This window comes from Sphingomonas kyeonggiensis, assembly GCF_014196745.1.
Classification (GTDB): Bacteria; Pseudomonadota; Alphaproteobacteria; order Sphingomonadales; family Sphingomonadaceae; genus Sphingomonas; species Sphingomonas kyeonggiensis.
In genome coordinates, this window is record NZ_JACIEH010000002.1 from 488,320 (window position 1) to 508,099 (window position 19,780).

11 protein-coding genes are annotated in these 19,780 nt (G+C 67.4%); 6 read left to right on the forward strand and 5 right to left on the reverse strand.

Translation table 11 applies throughout. The features are described from left to right. Positions 1-45 precede the first annotated feature (45 nt). The gene (locus tag GGR46_RS11370; protein WP_183997747.1) at positions 46-2,574 is read right to left on the reverse strand and encodes a TonB-dependent siderophore receptor; all 2,529 of its coding nucleotides are present in this window, start codon (positions 2,572-2,574) and stop codon (positions 46-48) included. 234 nt (positions 2,575-2,808) lie between these two features. Here GGR46_RS11370 and GGR46_RS11375 point away from each other — a divergent pair, with 234 nt between their 5' ends. Beyond that, complete coding sequence (locus GGR46_RS11375; RefSeq protein WP_183997749.1) at positions 2,809-5,052, forward strand: glycoside hydrolase family 3 N-terminal domain-containing protein; 2,244 nt, start codon at positions 2,809-2,811, stop codon at positions 5,050-5,052. Between the two features lie 66 nt (positions 5,053-5,118). Continuing rightward, a complete protein-coding gene (locus GGR46_RS11380; protein WP_183997751.1) occupies positions 5,119-6,339 on the forward strand; it encodes an MFS transporter in 1,221 nt (406 codons plus the stop codon). A 304-nt stretch (positions 6,340-6,643) separates the two neighbouring features. Here GGR46_RS11380 and pgmB read toward each other — a convergent pair whose 3' ends face one another. From pgmB to GGR46_RS11400, 4 genes are all read right to left on the reverse strand, one after another. Then, positions 6,644-7,282: a beta-phosphoglucomutase gene (pgmB, locus tag GGR46_RS11385; RefSeq protein WP_183997752.1), complete on the reverse strand. Its 639-nt coding sequence runs from the start codon at positions 7,280-7,282 to the stop codon at positions 6,644-6,646. Then, the gene (locus GGR46_RS11390; protein ID WP_183997754.1) at positions 7,276-9,498 is read right to left on the reverse strand and encodes a glycoside hydrolase family 65 protein; all 2,223 of its coding nucleotides are present in this window, start codon (positions 9,496-9,498) and stop codon (positions 7,276-7,278) included. The genes pgmB and GGR46_RS11390 overlap by 7 nt, the downstream gene beginning before the upstream one ends. Before the next feature lie 193 nt (positions 9,499-9,691). After that, positions 9,692-10,726 carry a LacI family DNA-binding transcriptional regulator gene (locus GGR46_RS11395; RefSeq protein WP_183997757.1) on the reverse strand — a complete coding sequence of 345 codons (1,035 nt, stop codon included), beginning with the start codon at positions 10,724-10,726 and terminating at the stop codon, positions 9,692-9,694. A 41-nt stretch (positions 10,727-10,767) separates the two neighbouring features. Further along, on the reverse strand, positions 10,768-11,790 hold the full coding sequence (locus tag GGR46_RS11400; protein WP_183997759.1) for a LacI family DNA-binding transcriptional regulator: 1,023 nt from the start codon (positions 11,788-11,790) through the stop codon (positions 10,768-10,770). A gap of 231 nt (positions 11,791-12,021) precedes the next feature. Here GGR46_RS11400 and GGR46_RS11405 point away from each other — a divergent pair, with 231 nt between their 5' ends. The 4 genes from GGR46_RS11405 (at position 12,022) to GGR46_RS11420 (ending at position 19,773) form a co-directional block, all read left to right on the forward strand. Further along, positions 12,022-14,814: a TonB-dependent receptor gene (locus GGR46_RS11405; protein WP_183997762.1), complete on the forward strand. Its 2,793-nt coding sequence runs from the start codon at positions 12,022-12,024 to the stop codon at positions 14,812-14,814. A 62-nt stretch (positions 14,815-14,876) separates the two neighbouring features. Further along, complete coding sequence (locus tag GGR46_RS11410) at positions 14,877-16,379, forward strand: tryptophan 7-halogenase (protein WP_183997764.1); 1,503 nt, start codon at positions 14,877-14,879, stop codon at positions 16,377-16,379. Beyond that, positions 16,376-18,157 (forward strand): alpha-amylase family glycosyl hydrolase, encoded by a 1,782-nt coding sequence (locus GGR46_RS11415; RefSeq protein ID WP_343058113.1) that lies wholly within the window; start codon positions 16,376-16,378, stop codon positions 18,155-18,157. Before GGR46_RS11410 ends, GGR46_RS11415 begins: the two co-directional genes overlap by 4 nt. Continuing rightward, positions 18,154-19,773, forward strand: a complete 1,620-nt coding sequence (locus GGR46_RS11420) for an alpha-amylase family glycosyl hydrolase (protein WP_183997768.1) — start codon at positions 18,154-18,156, stop codon at positions 19,771-19,773. The genes GGR46_RS11415 and GGR46_RS11420 overlap by 4 nt, the downstream gene beginning before the upstream one ends. The last annotated feature ends 7 nt before the right edge of the window (positions 19,774-19,780 follow it).

The following is a 19,780-nucleotide window of genomic DNA, read 5'->3' on the forward strand; positions in this document are numbered from 1 at the left end:
CTTTCAGTTGCCGCGCCCTCCCTTTTGCGACCCTTGCGGGGTTTATCAGAACTTGAACGTGATCGTGCCGCCATAGGTGGCGCCGACGATGCCGCGGGCATAGAAATAGCCATCGGTGATCGCCTGCGTCTGGCCCTGGCGGGGGTTACCCTCGGTCAGGCCGATGACGTTGAAGATGTTGTCCGCGTTCACGCTCAGCTGCAGCTGCTTGCTGAGATTGAACGAGGCGCCGACGCTGGTCACGCCGTAGCTGGGCAGCGCCACGCCGTTGCCGGCGTCGGCGTAGATCTTGCCGATATACTTGTAGCGGCCATAGATCTCACCGAGACCGTTCGGCAGCTTGTAGCTCGGGGTGATCGTGAACAGGCGCGCCGGAGTGCGCTCCGGACGATTGCCCTCGAAGCCCGCCTGGTTGGCGCCGTTGATCGCCAGGTTGACCAGCTTCGGATCCTGGAACACGCCCTGGAAGTCGATGCTGAAGGCATCGACCGGACGGACGTTGAGGTTGAGCTCGACGCCGTTGGTGCGCAGGTCGGCGTTGATGTTGCTCTGCTGCGACGGGTTCACCGGATCGGCGAAGTTGTAGTTCTGGTTGCGGAAGTTGGTGCGGAACACCGTTGCCGAAGCCGAGAGCAGGCGGCCCATCTGGTAGCGGAGACCCGCTTCGTACAGCTCGATCCCGGTGATCGGATCGACGTTGTTCATCTGGAAGCCGTTGGCGTAGCGCGCATAGATCGAGAAGTTCGGCGTGATCAGGTAGTTCGCGCCGACGGTGTAGGCCACCGCCTTCTTGTTCGCCTTGCGCACCGCATAGGTGCCATCCCAGGTCGAGCCGACCGTGGTCAGCACGCCCGCCGTGCCCGGCTGCACCGCCTGGTTCACCGCGGCCTGGTTGCCGTCCCATGCCGTCGCGCTGTCATGCTCCCAGCGCACGCCGGCGTCGATGTGCAGGTCGCCGATCGAGAATTCGTCGTTCACATAGAGCGACAGGCTCGAATCCTGGCGGCTGCGGATGCCCGCACCCCAGTCACCGTACGAGACCAGACCGTTGTCGGACAGGGTGCCGATCACCTGGTTGTTCGCGTTGAGCGCGACGATGTCGTAGACGTCGCTGTTGGTCCGCACGTCGTTGACCACGCTGGCGGTCGCCGACTGGTCCTGGTTGCGCTTGGTCTTGTAGTACATCACGCCCGCGGTCAGCGAGTTCTTGAAGCTGCCGCTCTCGAAGTTCCAGCGGCCGCCGACGTTGAAGCCCAGGTCATAGGCGTCGATCGCGTCGTGGTTGAGCGTGGTGCGTTGCAGGAAGCCGTTGCCGTTCAGCGCATTGAGCAACGCCGTCTGGTTCGAGCCGATCACCTGGCCGGTGCGCAGGTTCTTGATGCCGAAGCGCGTGGTGGTCGGGAAGGCGGCCTGGCCGAGCGTCAGCAGGTCGTTGATCGGCGAGTTGGCGCCCGGCGTCAGATAGTTCACCGCGCTGGTCAGGCCGGCATTGCCGGTGCCCGAGCCCGGGAACAGCCCGTTGAAGTCGTAGCTATAGTCCAGGTAGCGGCCATGGCCGAACAGCGTGATCGAGTCCGACACGGGCTTCTCGAAGTCGAGGCGCGCCTGCCAGGTCTTCGAGACGATTCCGTCGTCATAGTTGAACTCGCGGAAGCCGCTCGAATGGGCGAAGGTCGAGACCGGCACCGCGATGTTCGAGAAGCTGCGGCCGCCGACATTGCCGAACTGGGTGTCGAGGCTCGGCACGCCTTCCGGCTCGCCATTCTGGAAGCGATAGGGCTGGTCGGCATAATAGGCGTTCTTCATGTTGCCGCCCTTGCCCGACAGGCGGATGTAACCGCCGTCGTCGAACTTGTATTCGAGCGCGCCCTTGATCCGCCAGCCGGTATAGTCGTTGGTGTTCTTGCGAACGCCCGGGCTCGACTGGAAATAGCCGCCGACGCTGAACGCCAGCTTGTCGGTGATCGGCTGCGAGTAATAGCCGTCGGCGCGCTTCAGGCCGTAATTGTAGCCGGTGAAGCGGACTGCGCCTTCGGGGGCCTCGTGGTTCACGGCCTTCGAGATGAAGTTGATCGTCGCGCCCGCGCCGTTGACGGTCAGCACGCCCGACGAACCGCCCTTGACCGCTTCGAGGCGGTCGATGGTCAGGTCCTGGTCGAAGAAGAAGTCGGCGCCGCCGCCGCCGTACAGGATCGGCATGCCGTCTTCCTGCAGCTGGACGAAGCGCTGGCCGCCGCCCTGCAGGCCGCGGACCGAGTAGTTGTTGGAGACCGCGCCGGCGGTCGCCTCGACGAAGATGCCCGGGACCATCTCGAGCAGGTCGGCGGTCGAGCGCGGGGCCTTCTGGTCGATCAACTCACGATTGGCGAGCGTGATGTCGGCCGAGGCGGTGATCAGCGGGCGGTTCGGCGTGGTCTGGCCGGTGACGACGATCTGGCCCTCGTCGGCGGCGTCGTCCTGCGCGGCGGGCGCCGAGGCGTCGGTGGCCGCGGTCTGCGCCTGTGCCGCGAGCGGCAGCATGGCGGCACTGGCCAAGAGCGCGACGCGAACGCCAGCGCGAGCGGAAAGCAACATATATCCTCCCCAACCGAGTTTATGCCGGGATGTCCGGCGGGTTGATCCCGCTCGACTAATCGCGACGCAGGCATAATGAAATCGTTTTCTGCAACTGTCACGCGGAATTTGCCAAGCAGTGGTGCACTGGGGCAACAGGTGCCGAAACCAACGGATTTCGGCGGGCTTCGTTGCAACGTCGCGTTACGCGGGAGAGAGATTTTGACACGGAAAACTGCGGCGAACGGAAGCGACATGCGAATCGACCGGCGGGCGCTGCTGGCGGGATCGGCGCAGGCGGCGCTGCTCGGATTGCTGCCCGGCGCGGCGCGCGCGGCATCGCCGCGGATCGACGGGCTGATCGCCCGGATGACGGTCGAAGAGAAGGCTGGCCAGCTCAGCTGCTTCAACGACGAGGTCCGCCCGGTCGGCGCGGTGTTCAATCCGGTGGTCGATCCGCGCGGTGCCGAGGCGATGCTCGCCGACATCACCGCCGGTCGCGTCGGCATGTTGTTCAACGGCTATGGCGTGGCGGGTGCCCGCACAGCGCAGGCGGCGGCGCTGAAGAGCCGGCTCGGCATCCCGCTCGTCTTCGCGGCGGACGTCATCCATGGCTGCCGCACGGTCTTCCCGATCCCGCTGGCCGAGGCGGCGGCATTCGACCCCGACCTCTCCGAGCGCGCCGCCCGCGCGGTAGCGGCCGAGGCGAGCGCCGGCGGGCTGCACTGGACCTTCGCGCCGGTGGTCGATGTCGCCCGCGACCAGCGCTGGGGCCGGGTCGCCGAAGGGGCGGGCGAGGATGTGCTGCTCAACCGCCAGCTCGCCGCGGCGCGGGTGCGCGGCTTCCAGGGCAGCGACCTGCGCCGGCCCGACAGCCTGCTCGCCACGCCCAAGCATTTCGCCGGCTATTCGGCGGTGCGCGGCGGCATGGAATATGCCGCGGTCGACATGAGCCCGGCCGAACTGCGCGAGACCTATCTCCCGCCCTTCGCCGCCGGCTTCGGCGCGGGGGCAGGGGCGACGATCGCATCGTTCACGGATTTCAACGGCGTGCCCGCCACCGCCAATCGCTGGCTGCTCACCGACGTGCTGCGCGGCGAGCTGGGCTTCGCCGGGGTCTGCGTGTCCGACTATGACGCCGATCGCGAGCTGATCGCGCATGGGGTCGCGGCAGACGAGGCGGATGCGGCGCGGCTGGCGATCCTCGCCGGCGTCGACGTCTCGATGCAGAGCGGCTTCTACAACAAATACCTCCCCGCGCTGGTCGCTTCGGGCAAGGTACCGATGACGCGCGTAGACGAGGCGGTGCGCCGGGTACTGGCGCTCAAGGAAAAGCTGGGCCTGTTCGACGATCCCTTCCGCTCGCTCGACGCTGTGGCGGAGAAGAAGCGGACCGCGACGCCGGCGATCAAGGCCACCGCCCGCGAAGTCGCCACCCGTTCGATCGTGCTGCTGCGCAATGTTGGCGACGTCCTGCCCCTGCCGCGCGCCGGCAAGCGGATCGCGCTGATCGGTCCGTTCGGCGCCGACAAGGCCAATCTCAACGGCCCCTGGTCCTTCGCCGGCGATGCCAGCGACGGGATCGACCTCGCCACCGGCATTCGCGCGCTGCTCGCCGATCCGAAGGCGCTGGTCGTCGAGACGGGAAGCGACGTGCACGCGGCCGTACCCGGCGGGATCGAACGCGCGGTAGCCGCGGCGCAGGCGGCCGACGTGGTGCTGCTCGCGATCGGCGAGGCGGGCGACATGTCGGGCGAGGGCAACAGCCGCGTCGACATCACCGTGCCCGCCGTCCAGCAGGCGCTGGCCGAGGCCGTCGCGGCGACCGGCAAGCCGGTGGTGGTCCTGCTCCGACACGGCCGGGCGCTGGCACTCGAAGGCGCGGTGCGCGCGGCACCCGCGATCCTCTGCACCTGGTTCCTCGGCGAGCAGACCGGAACGGCGGTGGCGGACATCCTGTTCGGCGTGCGCGAGCCGACCGGCCGCCTGCCGGTCAGCTTCCCGCTCGCCACCGGGCAGCAGCCCTGGTCCTATGACCGGCGCAGCACCGGTCGCCCCGCGCCCGACTCCGATGCGATGGAGCCCGGCCGCAGCCATTGGCGCGACGCCCCGGACCGCGCGCTCTACGAATTCGGCAGCGGGCAGGGCTATACAAGCTTCGCCCTCGCCGAGCTGCAGGTCCCGCCAAGGGTCGCGAAGGGCGAGGCGCTGCAGGTCCGCGTCGCCGTCACCAATGCGGGGCTCCGGCGCGGCGAGGCGTTCGTCCGTGCCGACATCCACGACCGCGTCGCCAGCCGCACCCGGCCGGTGCGGCAGATGAAGGCTCATGCCCGCATCCTCCTCGATCCCGGCGAGCGGCGCATCGTGACGCTCGCCATCCCCCATGCCGAACTCGCGCTGGTTGCGGCCGATGGCCAGTGGCGAGTCGAGCCGGGCGCGTTCGACTTGTGGGTCGGTGCCGGGGGCGAGGAACTCCACAGCCAATTCGAAGCGGTTTGACGCGGGCGTTGAAATGCATTGCATGATCTGCTTGGCTGGGCGCCACAAAGACGGAGAGGATCACGAATGAAGCGCGCAGCCTGGGCGGTACCCGCCCTGATCACCAGCTACGCCCTGCTCGGGCTGCTGATGAACAGCGTCGGCACGGTGATCCTCCAGTCGATCGCGCATTACGGCGTCACCAAGACGCATGCCGCCACGCTCGAGGCGTGCAAGGACCTCTCGGTTGTCGTCGCTTCCTTCCTGTTCGCGACCAACCTGCCGCGCTTCGGCTTCCGCCGCGCGCAGATCGGCGTGATGCTCGCGGTCGCCGCCGGGGCGCTCGCCATCTCCTTCGCCAACAGCTTCTGGGCGATGCAGGTCTTCTTCGTGCTCGTCGGCCTGTGCTTCGGCATCGCCAAGGTCGCGACCTACAGCTCGATCGGCCTCGTCCGCCCGGATCCGGCGCGCCATGCCAGCCTGACCTCGCTGATCGAGGGCGTGTTCATGGTCGGCATCCTCGCCGGCATCTGGCTGTTCGGCTGGTTCATCGGCCAGGACGCGACGGGGCATGACTGGCTGGGCGTCTACCGCGTCGTCGCCGTCCTCGCGCTCGCCACCGCCGTCCTATGGTGGTTCGCCGATCTCGACGAGAGCGGTGCCCGTGCCGTCGAAGGCCAGCCGAGCGCCGGTTACCGCGATGCGCTGGCGCTGCTCGTGCTGCCGTCGACCATCGCCTTCCTCACCGCGATCTTCCTCTATGTGCTGATCGAGCAGGGCGTCGGCACCTGGCTGCCGACCTTCAACAACCAGGTGCTGCATCTGCCCGGAGCGATGAGCGTCCAGGCGTCGAGCATCTTCATTGCCGCGCTCGCGGTGGGCCGTCTGAGTGCCAGCGGGCTGGTCGCCCGGCTCGGCTGGCTCAAGCTGCTGCTCGGCTGCCTGGCGCTGATTGCGGTGCTGGTGCTGCTCACCCTGCCGACGACGCAGGGGCTGCAGCCGCGCGCGAACATGGGCTGGTTCGACGCGCCGATCGCCGCCTATATCTTCCCGCTGATCGGCGTGTTCATGGCGCCGATCTACCCGATCGTATCCTCGGTGGTGCTGAGCGCGCTCCCCCGCGAGCGGCATGCGTCGATGGTCGGGCTGATGGTGATCTTCTCGGCGCTGGGCGGCACGATCGGATCGTTCATCACCGGCTTCACCTTCGATCGCTTCTCGGGCCAGACCGCCTTCTACCTGGTGCTGGTACCGCTGGTGCTGATCGCGGTGGCGCTGGTGCGGCTGGAGCGGCTGACGCGGAAGTGATCCAACATCACGCGCCGGGCCGACTCGTCAAAGGGCGCAAAGTTCGCACCCAAAGCGGGTTTTCGAGGCGCGAAAATTGACACTGTTCCCGCAAGCTCGCCGCATTTCGCAACATGCTTGCGCGAGCAAGATCCTATCTTTCCTACATGCCAAAGAGCGGCCGGGCACGGTTCCCGGCCGGTCGACGCAAGCATGTGAAATCCTACATTGCAAGAAGATGGTTCCCCGGTGCGGCCATTCGACGCCGGCACCGGGGAACTAGGTCTGTCATCCCAAGTGGGGGAAGGATGACAGGAGGGACCGGTCAGGCCGAATAAGCGGCCAGATCGAAGTCCGCGATCGCCGGGATGATCCAGTCGGCATCGGGCAGGGCAGCGCGATCGCCGACACCCACCGCCTTCATTCCCGCTGCATGGATCGCCTGCACGCCGGCCGGGGCATCCTCGACCCCCAGCATCTCCGCCGGTGCCCTGCCCAGCGCTTCCGCCGCTGCGAGGAAGATGTCCGGTGCGGGCTTGCCGGCGGCCAGGCTCGCGGGATCGATGATCGTGTCGAACAGCTCGGCCACCTGCATCCGGGCGATCAGCAGCGGTGCATTGCGGCTGGCCGAGGCGAGGGCGATGCCGAGGCCCGCGGCGCGGCACTGCTCCAGCGCCTCGCGGGCGCCGGGGAACAGGTCCTCCGGGCCGAAATGGGCGATCTCTTCCAGGTACCAGTCGTTCTTCAGCGTCGCGAGGCGGATGCGTTCCGCCTCGTCATGGCCGGGCCGGTCGCCGAGGATCAGCGCCAGGCTGCCCATCCGGTCGACGCCCTTCAGCGCTTCGTTCGCTTCCTCGTCGAACGGGATCGCCAGCATGTCGGCAAGCTTCTTCCACGCCCGGTAATGCGCCCGCGCCGTGTCGGTCAGCACCCCGTCCAGATCGAAGGCGACGCCCTTCAGCATCCGAGCGCCCCGGTCCAGTGCGCGCCGGCGGCGAGGCGGATCTCGGTATCGTGGTGTCCGATCACGATCTCGGGGCCCGAGACGGCGCTATAGGTGATCTGGTCGCCCGCCACCTCGACGCGCACCAGCGTGCCGCGCCAGGTGAGGCCGAAGCTGTAGCCCTGCCAGTCGGCGGGCCGGGTCGGGCGGAAGCGCAATTGCGGGCCATAGGGACGGAAACCCGCGAACCCCCAGACCAGTGCCAGCCACGAACCCGCCAGCGCCGCCATGTGCACGCCGTGGCCGGTATTGCCGTGGCGATCGTCGATATCGACCAGGCTGGTCTCGGCGAAGAAGTCCAGCGCCTGCGCCTCGTGCCCGACTTCGTTCGCCAGGATCGCGAAGGTGGAGGCGGAGAGGGTGGAATCATGCGTGGTGATCGGCTCGTAATGGTCGAACACCCGGCGCTTGCGTTCGGCCGAGACCTCTTCGCCGCCCAGCACCATCGCCAGCACGATGTCGGCCTGCTTCGACACCTGGTGCCGATAGAGCGTCATCGGGTGATAGTGGAGCAGCAGCGGGAATTCGCTGGCGGGCGTGCCGGCGACGTCCCAGCGCGGCTTGTCGAGGAAGCTGGCGTCCTGCGCGTCGAGGCCGCGGGCGGCGTCGTACGGCAGGTGCATGCCGTCGGCGGTGCGCGTGAATTCGGCGAGCTCGGCCGCGCCCAGCTCCATCTCGGCGGCGAGCCAGCCCCAGGCTTCCGGATCGATCGCGGCGACGCGATCGGCGGCCGAGACGGCGAGACGCAGATGCTTCTGCGCCATCCGATTGGTGTACCAATTGTCGTCGATCAGCGCGGTGTACTCGTCCGGGCCGGTGACGCCGCGCAGGTGGAAGCGGCCCTCCGCCCAGTCGCCCAGCGCCAGCCAGATCCGCGCGGTCTCGACCAGCATGCGTACGCCATGCTCGGCCAGGAAGCCCTCGTCGCCGGTCGCATCGACATAGGTCCCGATCGCGAAAGCGATGGCCGCATTGATGTGATATTGCGCGGAGCCGCTCGGGTAGTGCGCCGAGCATTCGCGGCCCTCGATCGTGCGCCACGCATAGAGCGCGCCCCGTTTGTGATCGAGCGCCCGGGCATTGGCGAAGGCGGCCTCGAGAGTGCCGGCGCGGTAGACCAGCATCGCCCGGGCGATGTCGGGCGCCAGCACCGAGAGCACCGGCAGCATGAACGCTTCGGTGTCCCAGAAATAATGGCCCTCATAGCCTTCGCCGGTCAGCCCCTTGGCCGCGGCGCTCGATCGGCCGTCGCGGCCGGCCGAGGCGAAGAGGTGGAACAGGTTGGCGCGCAGGGTCGCGGCGAGACGCGGTTCGCCGGTAATGGTCAGGTCGGCGCCGGCCCAGAACGTGTCGAGCAGCACGCGCTGTGCGGCCGTTGCAGCCTCGAAGCCGTCAGTCAGGGCCGTCCCGGCAAGCGCGCCGGCATCGGCGACGAGCGTCTGCGACGCGTCGCGGCCTGCGGCATAGCCGGTCGCGACGAGCAGCCAGCCATCCTCTTCCCGGCTGCGCTGGACGGCGGCGACGCCGATGCCGCTGCCCGGCAGGCGCTCGACCACCAGTTCGTCGCTCGCCTGCTCGGTCTCGAAGCCGCGCGAGGCGAGGTTCACGCCGATGCGCGGGTCGTCCGATTGGGTGGCACCGCTGGGGGCGGGGGCCAGGCGGGGGTGGAGCGTGACCACGCCTTCGCCGTCGAATTCCGCGCGCAAGCGGCGGAGCAGCAGCGTGCTCCCGTCGAGCGGCACGATCCGCTCGCCGAAGATGCGGAGCAGCCGTCCATCGGGAAAGGACCAGCGCGTCTCGCGGCGGAGCATGCCGGCGCGCAGGTCGAGCGTGCGGCGGGTCGCCGAGCGGAGCTGCGTGAAATCGATTGCTTCGCCATCGATCCGTACGTCGATGCCCAATGATTCGGCCACCGGCACCCGCGAGTCGGAGGTGGTGGCGAAACCCTTGAGCTTCTCGTGATAATGGATCGGTGCCTGCTCATAGGCATGGGCGAGGAAGGTGCTGGCCTCGGCCCGCTCCTCGATCGCGCCGCGCACACCCAGCGCGCCATTGGAAAGGGCTAGAATCGTCGCGGCCCAGCCCTCGCGCGCAGGCTCGTCGCCGATCACATCGAGCGACCAGCCATCCTCCGCGAAGAGCACCCCATCGTCCGCGCCGTTCAGTACTCGAGCCAACACCCGCTCCCCAATCTTATGGAAAGCTGCGTTACAGGCTCTTTGATATCGTTTTCAAGAACAAAGGCGTCGGTCTATCCCGTCATCCCGGCGAAAGCCGGGGTCTCGTGCGGCTCTTGTCCCGTCGTTCGCGCCATCGCCTGAGATCCCGGCTTTCGCCGGGACGACGGAAGGAGGCCAGTCGCCCCCAGCTTTAGGTATCCCGAACGACGATCTCGGTTGGCAGCGTGGTGGAGCGCGCACGGCCGCCATCGACCTGCTGCATCAGCTTCTCGACGAGCAGCGCGCCAGCAACGTCGGTCTTCTGGTTGATCGTGGTGATCGCCGGGCTGAAATGCGCGGCGGGCGGGATGTTGTTGTAGCCGACCAGCGCATAGTCGCGCGGCGCGGTGAGCCCGCGCTCCTTGAATGCGCCGGTCACCGCCATCGCGGCGGTATCGGAGAAGGCGAACACCGCGTCGGGCAGGCGCCCTGCGGCGAGATAGGCGGCGACCGTGTCGGCGGTGGCGTTGAAGGCCATCGAGGCGATCGGCAGGAAGTCCACCGTCACGTCGTCATGATCCTTGGCCACCGCGCAGAGCCCCTCGTAGCGCAGGCGCAGCTCCTCGTGGCGGATGTCGCCGACGAACAGCCAGTGCTTGCGCTTCCTCGCCACGAAGTGCCGCCCGGCCAGCTCGCCGCCCAGGAAATTGTCGCTGCCGATCGCGCAATAGCCGGCGTCGGGGGCAACTGCGCCCCACACGACCAGCGGCACGTCGGCACGGCCCAGCTCGCGCAGCATCGCGTCGCGCGTGCCCTGGCCGAGCACGATGAACCCGTCCGCCCCGCGCGCCTGGTAGAAGTCGCGATAGGCGCGGACATCCTCCAGCCCCGGCGGCGAGAGCAGCAGGTCCTGGTTGCGGATCGACAATGCCTCGGACACCCCGGCGAGCAGCTCGAAGATGAAGGGATCGCCAATCGCGCCGTGCCGGTGCGATCCGAAATCGAGCATCACCGCCACGGTGTTGGTGCGGGTGTGCCGCAGCTTGGCGGCGTTGCGGTTGACCGCATAGCCATGCGCCTGCGCCACCGCCATCACGCGCTCGCGCGTTTCCTCGGTCACCAGCGGGCTGCCGTTCAGCACGCGCGACACGGTCGGGGTCGACACCTGCGCCAGGCGGGCGATGTCCTGCATGGTTAGCCGGGCGCCGGGCTTGGGCGTGCGTTCCTTGGCGGTCTTCTTCGTCATTGGTTGCTTTATGGTCAGACAAGCGGGCCGCAGTAAACGCCTTAGCTCGTCTTGCGCACCACCAGCGTCGGCGGCAGCAGCCGCATCTCGGACGAATGGTTGCCGATCTCACCGATCAGCGTGTCGACCAGTACCTCGCCCGCGGCGTTATAGTCCTGGGCGATGGTGGTGAGCGGCGGGTGGGTCAGGCTCGCCGCCGGGATGTCGTCGAAGCCGACCACCGAGACGTCGCCCGGCACCGACTTGCCCGCTTCCTGCAACGCCCTGAGCGCGCCGATTGCGATCAGGTCCGATGCGGCGAAGATCGCGTCGAACGGTACGCGGTTGGCGAGCAATTCCTGTGCCGCGACATAGCCCGATTCCTCGATCGACAGCGCGCCGATCTGCAACCGCGGATCGGGCTCGATACCGACGGCGAGCTGGGTGTCGCAAAAGCCGTGATAGCGGTCGCGGAATTCGGGATAATGGCTGGTCGCGTCGCCGATGAACGCCAGCCGCCGCCGGCCGCGTTCGAGCAGATGCTCCGCAGCCAGCCGCCCGCCCAGCATGTTGTCGCAGCCGATCGTGGTGCCCAGGCCGTTGAGCTCCACCGATCCCCAGCGCACGAAATGCGTGCCCTGGCGCACCAGGTCCTGCAGGCGCGCGCGGTACAGCTCGTAATCGCCATAGCCGAGCAGGATCAGCCCGTCGGCCTTGCGCGCGTCCTCGTAATCCTTGTGCCAGTTGGACGAGAGCTGCTGGAACGAGGTCAGCAGGTCGTATCCTCGCTTGGCGCAGGTGCGCAGGATCGAGCCGAGCATCGCCAGGAAGAAGGGATTGATCGCGGTGCCGTCGGGCAGCGGGTCCTCGAAGAAGAGCAGGGCGAGGGTACTGCTCTGGCCGCGCCGCAGCGACGATGCGTTCTTGTCGACCTTGTAGCCCAGTTGCGCCGCGATCGCCTCGATACGCTTGCGCGTGCCTTCGTTGACGGTCGGATCGCCGCGCAGGGCACGGCTCACCGTCGGCTGCGAGACTCCCGCCAGTGCCGCGATGTCGAACGATGTCGGCTTGTCCGGCGAGGCCATGCCGTTTCCGTCTCCCGTGCCGCGCAATTGTCTGCGCGTTCCCCTGAACTACCCTGCCTGTCCCCAAATCGGAAGTCGCTGCTGAATACGTATGCGCTTGCCTTCCCTTGTCGGCCGCATGCGCCGAATTGGGAGAGGCTTAGAAAAACCGTCGCCAGTGAAGGCGATGCGGATATTGGGGAGGTTTAGATGGCATTGTCCAATCACGCAGCGATTCTGCGTTCGCTTTCGATGGGTGCCAGCACCCGCACGCTCGGCGCAGCGCTGCTGTTGCTCGGCGCGACCCCGGCCTTTGCGCAGGACGCCAATCCCGCGCCCGCCGATCAGGCTTCCGACACCAGCGGCGACGAAGCCGCGCTCGTCGTCACCGGCATCCGCGCCTCGCTGACCTCGTCGGCGAACATCAAGCGCAACAACGTCACCATCGTCGACTCGGTCTCGTCGGAAGACATCGGCAAGCTGCCCGACGTCTCGATCGCCGACTCGCTCGCCCGCATCCCGGGCGTCACCGCGCAGCGCCTCGAGGGCCGCGACCAGCGCCTGTCGATCCGCGGCCTCGGCCCCGACTTCTCGACCACGCTGCTCAACGGCCGCGAGCAGGTCACCGTCGGCGACAATCGCGGCGTCGAGTACGACCAGTATCCCTCGGAATTCTTCAAGAACGTCAACGTCTACAAGTCGGCGGACGCTTCGCTGATCGCGGCCGGCATTGCCGGCACCGTCGACCTGCGCATGCTGCGCCCGCTCGACCAGAAGGCCAACACCTTCGTCGTCTCGGCCCGTGGCCAGATGAACGAGACGGACAAGCTCAATCCGGACGGCACGCGCTACGGCTACAAGGCGTCGGCCACCTATGTCGGCAAGTTCGCCAACGACACGCTGGGCATCGCGCTGGGCGTCTCCGCGCAGAACACGCCCACCCAGATCGAGCGCTATGCCGCCTGGGGCTTCCCGAACGATCCGGCGGTCGGCGGCAACCTGATGCTCGGCGGCGCCAAGCCGTACGTCCAGTCGAACCTGCTGAAGCGCTATGGCGGCGTCGCCACGATCGAATGGGCGCCCAGCGACAATTTCCACTCGACGTTCGATGCGCTCTATTCGAACTTCAAGGAAACCCAGCACCTGCGCGGTATCGAGTTCGGCATCGCGCCGACCTGGGGCTCGAACGGCGTGATCGCCCCGGGCTATACCGTGCAGAACGGGCTGGTCACCGACGCGACGATCAGCAACCTGGTCAACGTCCAGCGCAACGACCTGAACGAGCGCAAGGCCGAGAACATCTCGCTCGGCTGGAACAATGATTTCAAGCTGAGCGACACGATCCACTTCAACGTGGACGCCAGCTGGAGCCGCGCCACCCGCACCGACTTCCTGCTCGAGACCTATTCGGGCACCGGCTACAACTCGACCGGCGCCAAGGACACGGTGAAGATCCACCAGAACAGCGACGGCACCTACAACATCGTGCCGACGCTCGACTATTCGAACACCAGCGTCATCCGCCTGACCGATCCGCGCGGCTGGGGCTATAACGGCACCACCGCGGTGGTGCAGGCCGGCTTCCTCAACCGTCCGGACTTCACCGACGATCTCAAGTCGCTGCGCGCCAGCTTCAAGGGCGAGATCAGCGGCAGCGTGTTCAGCGCCTGGGAAGTCGGCGGCAACTACAGCCGGCGCGAGAAGCAGAGCAAGTACACCAGCTATTTCCTCTGCCCCAAGGGCGGCGGCACCAACTGCACCGTCGCCAGCGGCACGCCGACGAGCGTCGCGGTGCCCAACGACGTGCTGCTCGGCGAGAAGGTGAGCCTCGACTATCTGGGCGTTCCCCAGATGCTCACCGTCGATCCGATGAAGGTCTATGGCCTGCTCAACTCGGTGTTCGACAACCGTCCGGACTCGCTGGTGCGCGACAACACCGTCACCGAGGACGTGCTGACCGGCTATGCCAAGCTCACGCTCGATGGCGAAGTGGGCGGCAAGGCGCTGCGCGGCTCGCTCGGTCTGCAGGTGGTCCACACCAAGCAGGGCGGTGACGGCCAGATCGCTGCGCTGAACGGCGGCGTGGTGACGATCTCGCCGGTGAACAGCTCGGAGAGCTACACCAACTTCCTGCCCTCGGCCTCGTTCAGCCTCGAGCTGCAGCCGAACTTCTTCATCAAGATGGGTGCCGCCCAGACGATGGTGCGCCCGCGCCTGGATCAGGAGCGCGTGACCCAGGCGGTGTCGATCGACATCTCGAAGATCGGCCAGGGCAGCCTGCCGCAGAACAGCCCTTTCAGCTCGAACGGCGGCAATGCGCGCCTGCGTCCGTACCAGTCGACCAATATCGACATCTCGTTCGAGAAGTATCTCGGCAACAGCGGCGGCTATCTGGCGCTGACCGGGTTCTTCAAGCACCTGACCGATTTCGTCGATCCGAACAATTCGGTGCTGTACGACTTCTCGGCGCTGCTCCCGGCGCTCACCCCGGCGCAGCAGGCGATCGTCCGCGGCCAGAACGCGCAGTTCGGCCTGGTCAGCTCGCCGGCGAACACTGGCCGCGGCGATATCCTGGGCGTGGAAGCCACGGCCTCGCTGCCCTTCAGCGTGTTCAGCAAGGCGCTCGACGGCTTCGGCGTGTTCGCGAGCGGCACCTATGTCGACAGCAAGATCCGCTACGCCAACAACGTGAACCCGATCACGCTGCCCGGCCAGTCCAAGTGGGTCGCCACCGGCACCGCCTATTTCGAGAAGGGCGGCTTCCAGGCACGTGCCACCTATCGCTGGCGCGACAGCTTCCTGGCGGAACTGGCTGGCCTTTCCGCCAACCCGGAATATCGTCAGGGCCGTGCGGAAGGCGTGCTCGACGCGCAGATCGGCTATGAGTTCAAGAGCGGCCCGCTCGCCGGCCTCTCGATCCTCGCCCAGGCGAAGAACATCACCGATCAGCCTTTCGTCACCACCGAGGCGACCGATCCCCGCCTGGTGCGCGAGTATCAGCGCTATGGCCGCGACTATTATCTCGGCCTGACCTACAAGTTCTGATCCCCCCCCGAGCTGTGGCCCGGCTTCCCCGCCGGGCCACCTGTTTTTGTCGAGGCGCCGACGTGCAGACTGAGCAGCCGATCCGCATCGTGATCGCCGGTGGCGGCACCGCGGGCTGGATGGCCGCGGCGGCCTTCGCCCGGTTCCTCGACAAGCGCTTCCATATCACCCTGGTCGAGTCCGAGGCGATTGGTACGGTCGGGGTAGGCGAGGCGACGATTCCTCAGCTCCGCCTGTTCAACGCCAGCCTGGGCGTGGACGAGAACCAGTTCATCGCCGCCACCCAGGCGAGCTTCAAGCTGGCGATCGAGTTCGTCGGCTGGACCAGGGGCGGGCGCTATATGCACGCGTTCGGCGACGTCGGCCGAGAGAACGGGCTGCTCGCCTTCCAGCATAGCTGGCTGCGCGGCAAGGCCGAGGGCGTCGCCAAGCCGCTCGCGCCCTATGCATTGAACAATGCGGCGGCGCTGGCCAACCGGATGCAGCGCGGCCCGGCGCGGACGGCGAAGCTGTTGCCCGAAATGCCCTATGCCTTCCATTTCGACGCCGGCCTCTATGCCCGCTTCCTGCGCGGCCTGGCCGAGAGCGGCGGCGTGGAGCGTGTCGAGGGCAGGATCGTCACGGTAGAACGCGACGGCGAGGGCGGCGACGTCACCGCGCTCAGGCTCGATGGCGAGCGCGAAGTCGCCGGCGACCTGTTCCTCGACTGCACCGGCTTCCACGCCCTGCTGATCGGCGAGACCTTGGGCGCAGGGTTCGAGGCGTGGAGCGACCTGCTCCCCTGCGACCGCGCGATGGCGATGCCGTCCGAGCGCGCCCGCGACTTCACGCCCTATACCCGCGCCACCGCGCATGGTGCCGGCTGGCAATGGCGCATCCCGCTCCAGCACCGCACCGGCAATGGGATCGTTTATTCCAGCGCGCATCTCTCGGACGACGAGGCAGCCGCGCGGCTGCTCGCCGGGCTGGACGAGAAGCCGCTCGACGATCCCCGGCCGCTGCGCTTCACCGCCGGCAAGCGGCAGAGCTTCTGGAAGCACAATGTCATCGCGCTCGGTCTCGCCAGCGGGTTCCTCGAGCCGCTGGAATCGACCAGCATCCACATGATCCAGTCGGGCATCGAGCGGATCCTCAAGCTGCTGCCCGGCCGCCATGTCAGCCAGGTCCAGCGCGACGAGTACGACCGCCAGACGCATCTCGAGTATGACCGCATCCGCGATTTCCTCGTGCTGCACTATTGGGCGAACGACCGCGACGAGCCCTTCTGGGCCGAACGCCGCGCCGTCGTGCTGCCCGACAGCCTGCGTCACAAGATCGAGCTCTGGCGCGCCTCGGGCGCGATCGTCCGCGGCGAGGCGGACCTGTTCAGCGAAGTCGCCTGGTTCCAGGTCCTGGCGGGGCAGGGGATCGCCGCGGCCGGCTACCACCCACTGGCCGATGCGCCGTCGCGGGAGGAGATCGCCGAATATCTCGAACTGATCGAGCTGCTGAACGCCCGGGAGGTCGGCCAGATGCAGGATCATGCCGCCTTTGTGGCGCAGCATTGCGGGGGAGTGGCCGCGTGAAGCTGGCTCTTGCGCTCCTCGCCACACTCGCGTCGCTGTCCGCTGCCGCGCAGAGCTACCGCGAGCGCCTGCCCCAGGACGAAGTGATCTACTTCGTCCTCCCCGATCGCTTCGCCAATGGCGACCCGTCGAACGACCGTGGCGGCCTTACCGGCGATCGCGGCACCACCGGCTTCGATCCCACCGACGCCCGCTATTATCACGGCGGTGACCTGAAGGGCCTCACGAGCAAGCTCCCCTATCTCCAGAAGCTCGGCATCACCGCGATCTGGGTCGCGCCGATCTTCGTCAACAAGCCGGTCCAGGGCGGCTCCGGCCAGCAGAGCGCTGGCTATCACGGTTACTGGATCACCGACTTCACCCATGTCGATCCGCATTTCGGCACCGACGCGGATTTTGCGGCCCTGGTCGCAGCGGCGCATGCGAAGGGCATGAAAGTCTACATGGACATCGTCGTGAACCACACGGCGGACGTCATCCAGTATCGCGAATGCGGCGCCTGCGCCTATCGCGGCCGTGCCGACTATCCCTATCAGCGCCGCGGCGGGGTGAACGGCGCCCCGATCAATCCGGGCTTCGCCGGCGACGATGTCGGTACCGTGGCGAACTTCGCGAAGCTGACCGATCCGAGCTACGCCTACACGCCTTTCGTCCCCGAGGGCGAGAAGGCGATCAAGCATCCGGCCTGGCTCAACGATCCGATCTACTACCACAACCGGGGTGATTCGACCTTTGCCGGCGAGAGCTCGCTGATGGGCGATTTCGTCGGGCTCGATGATCTGATGACCGAGCATCCGCGGGTGCTCGAGGGGATGATCGACATTTATGGCAGCTGGATCGACCGGTTCGGGATCGATGGGTTCCGCATCGACACCGCCCGCCATGTAAACCCGGAATTCTGGGCCGCCTTCGTCCCGCCGATGCTCGAGCGCGCGCACGCGAAGGGCATCCCGAACTTCCACATCTTCGGCGAAGTCGCCGATCCGGCCGCCCAGGCCGCGCACACGATCACCGCGAAACTGCCCTCGGTCCTCGACTTCGCCTTCCGCCAGGCACTGCTCGACAGCGTCGCCGGCACCAGGGGCACCGACGTGTTCGAAAAGCTGTTCGACGGCGACGTGCTCTATGCGCAAGGCACGGATACCTCGGCGATCCTGCCGACCTTCTCGGGCAATCACGACAATGGCCGCTTCGCCTGGTTCGTCCGCAAGGCATTCCCGCAGGCGAGCGAGGCGGAGGTGCTCCAGCGCGTGCTGCTCTCCAACGCGTTGCTGCTGACCCTGCGCGGCGTGCCGACGATCTATGCCGGCGACGAGCAGGGCTTTGCCGGTGGTTCGAACGATGTCGATGCGCGCGAGGACCAGTTCGGCAGCAAGGTCGCGCAGTACAACGCCCGCAAGCTGGTCGGCAGCGACGCCACCACCGCCACCTCGCGCTTCGACGAGACCAACCCCATCTTCCGCGAGATCGCCACGCTCGCCCGCCTGCGCACCGCCACGCCGGCGCTCACCCGCGGCCGCCAGCTGCTCCGCGCCCGCGAGGACAAGCCCGGCCTGCTCGCCTTCTCGCGCTTCGATCCCGCCACCGGCGCCGAAGTGCTGCTCGCCTTCAACACCTCGACCGAGCCCCTGACCCGTCAGGTGCAGGTCGAAGTGAAATCCGTGAATTTCCGTTCCCTCGCCGGAAGCTGCGCGCCTCGTGCCAGCGCCCCCGGCTCCCTGACCATCACCCTGCCACCGCTCGGCTATGCGGTGTGCGCGGCGGAGACCCAGCAGTGACTACGCTTGCCGCGAAAGCGGAACCCCACGAAGCCCAGCCCTGGTGGAAGGGCGCATCGATCTACCAGATCTACCCGCGCAGCTTCTTCGATTCGAACGGCGACGGCATCGGCGACCTGCCCGGAATTACCCAGCGCCTGGACTATGTCGCCAGCCTGGGCGTCGATGCGATCTGGCTGTCGCCCTTCTTCAAGTCGCCCATGGCCGATTTCGGCTATGACGTGGCGGACTATCGCGACGTCGATCCGATCTTCGGCACGCTCGCCGATTTCGACGCGCTGATCGCCCGCGCCCATGCGCTTGGCCTGCGCGTGCTGATCGACCAGGTCTGGGCGCACACTTCGGACCAGCACGCCTGGTTCGTCGAGAGCCGCGCCAGCCGCGACAATCCCAAGGCCGACTGGTACGTCTGGCACGATGCCAAGCCCGATGGCTCGCCGCCGACCAACTGGCAGTCCGTCTTCGGCGGTCCGGCCTGGACCTGGGACGCGCGGCGTGGCCAATATTACATGCACAATTTCCTCAAGGAGCAGCCCCAGCTCAACTGCCACCTGCCCGAAGTGCAGGAAGAGCTGCTCGCGATCACCCGCTTCTGGCTCGATCGCGGCGTGGACGGCTTCCGCATCGATGCGATCAACTTCTCGATGCACGACCCGGAATTCCGCGACAATCCGCCGGCGCCTGCTTCGAACACGCCGCGCACCCGCCCGTTCGACTTCCAGCTCCACATCTACAACCAGAGCCACGCCGACATCCCGCCGTTCCTCGAGCGGCTGCGCGACGTGTTCGACGAATATCCCGATCGCTTCACCGTCGCCGAAGTCGGCGGGGCGGATGCCGATCGCGAGATGAAGCTGTTCACCGCCGGCAACAACCGGCTCAACACCGCCTATGGCTTCGACTTCCTCTATGCCCCCAGCCTGACCGCCGCGGCGGTGCGCGAGGCGCTGGAGAACTGGCACTCGGGCGGCAGCTGGCCGAGCTGGGCGTTCGAGAACCACGACGCGCCACGCGCCGTTTCACGCTGGGCCGCGCCCGGGCAGGCGGACGCGTTCGCCCGCATGAAGATGCTGCTGCTCGCGGCGCTGCGCGGCAACATCTTCCTCTACTATGGCGAGGAGCTGGGCCTCGACCAGGTCGAGATCGCGTTCGAGGACCTCCAGGATCCCGAGGCGATCGCCAACTGGCCGCGCACCCTGTCGCGCGACGGTGCCCGCACGCCGATGCCCTGGGAGGCACAGGCCCCGCAGCTCGGCTTCACCAGCGGCAAGCCCTGGTTGCCCGTCGGCCCCAACCACGCGACGCTGGCGATCGACGTGCAGAACGCCGATGCCGGCTCGCTGCTCGCCTGGACCCGCCAGGTGCTGGCGCTCCGCAACGGCTCGCCCGCGCTACGCACCGGCGACATCGCCTTTCTCGACGCCCCCGCCGATCTTCTCGCCTTCGAGCGCGAAGGCGAGGGCGAGCGCTTGCTCTGCCTGTTCAATCTGGGCGACACTGGCCGGCACTTCAGGCCGGCGGATGCCGGGCAATGGCGCCCGCTGCTCTCGACCGGCGAGGTCACCGACTGGACCGTCGCCCCCTATTCCGGGCTGATCGCCCGCTTCGAAGTCTGAGGAGTAT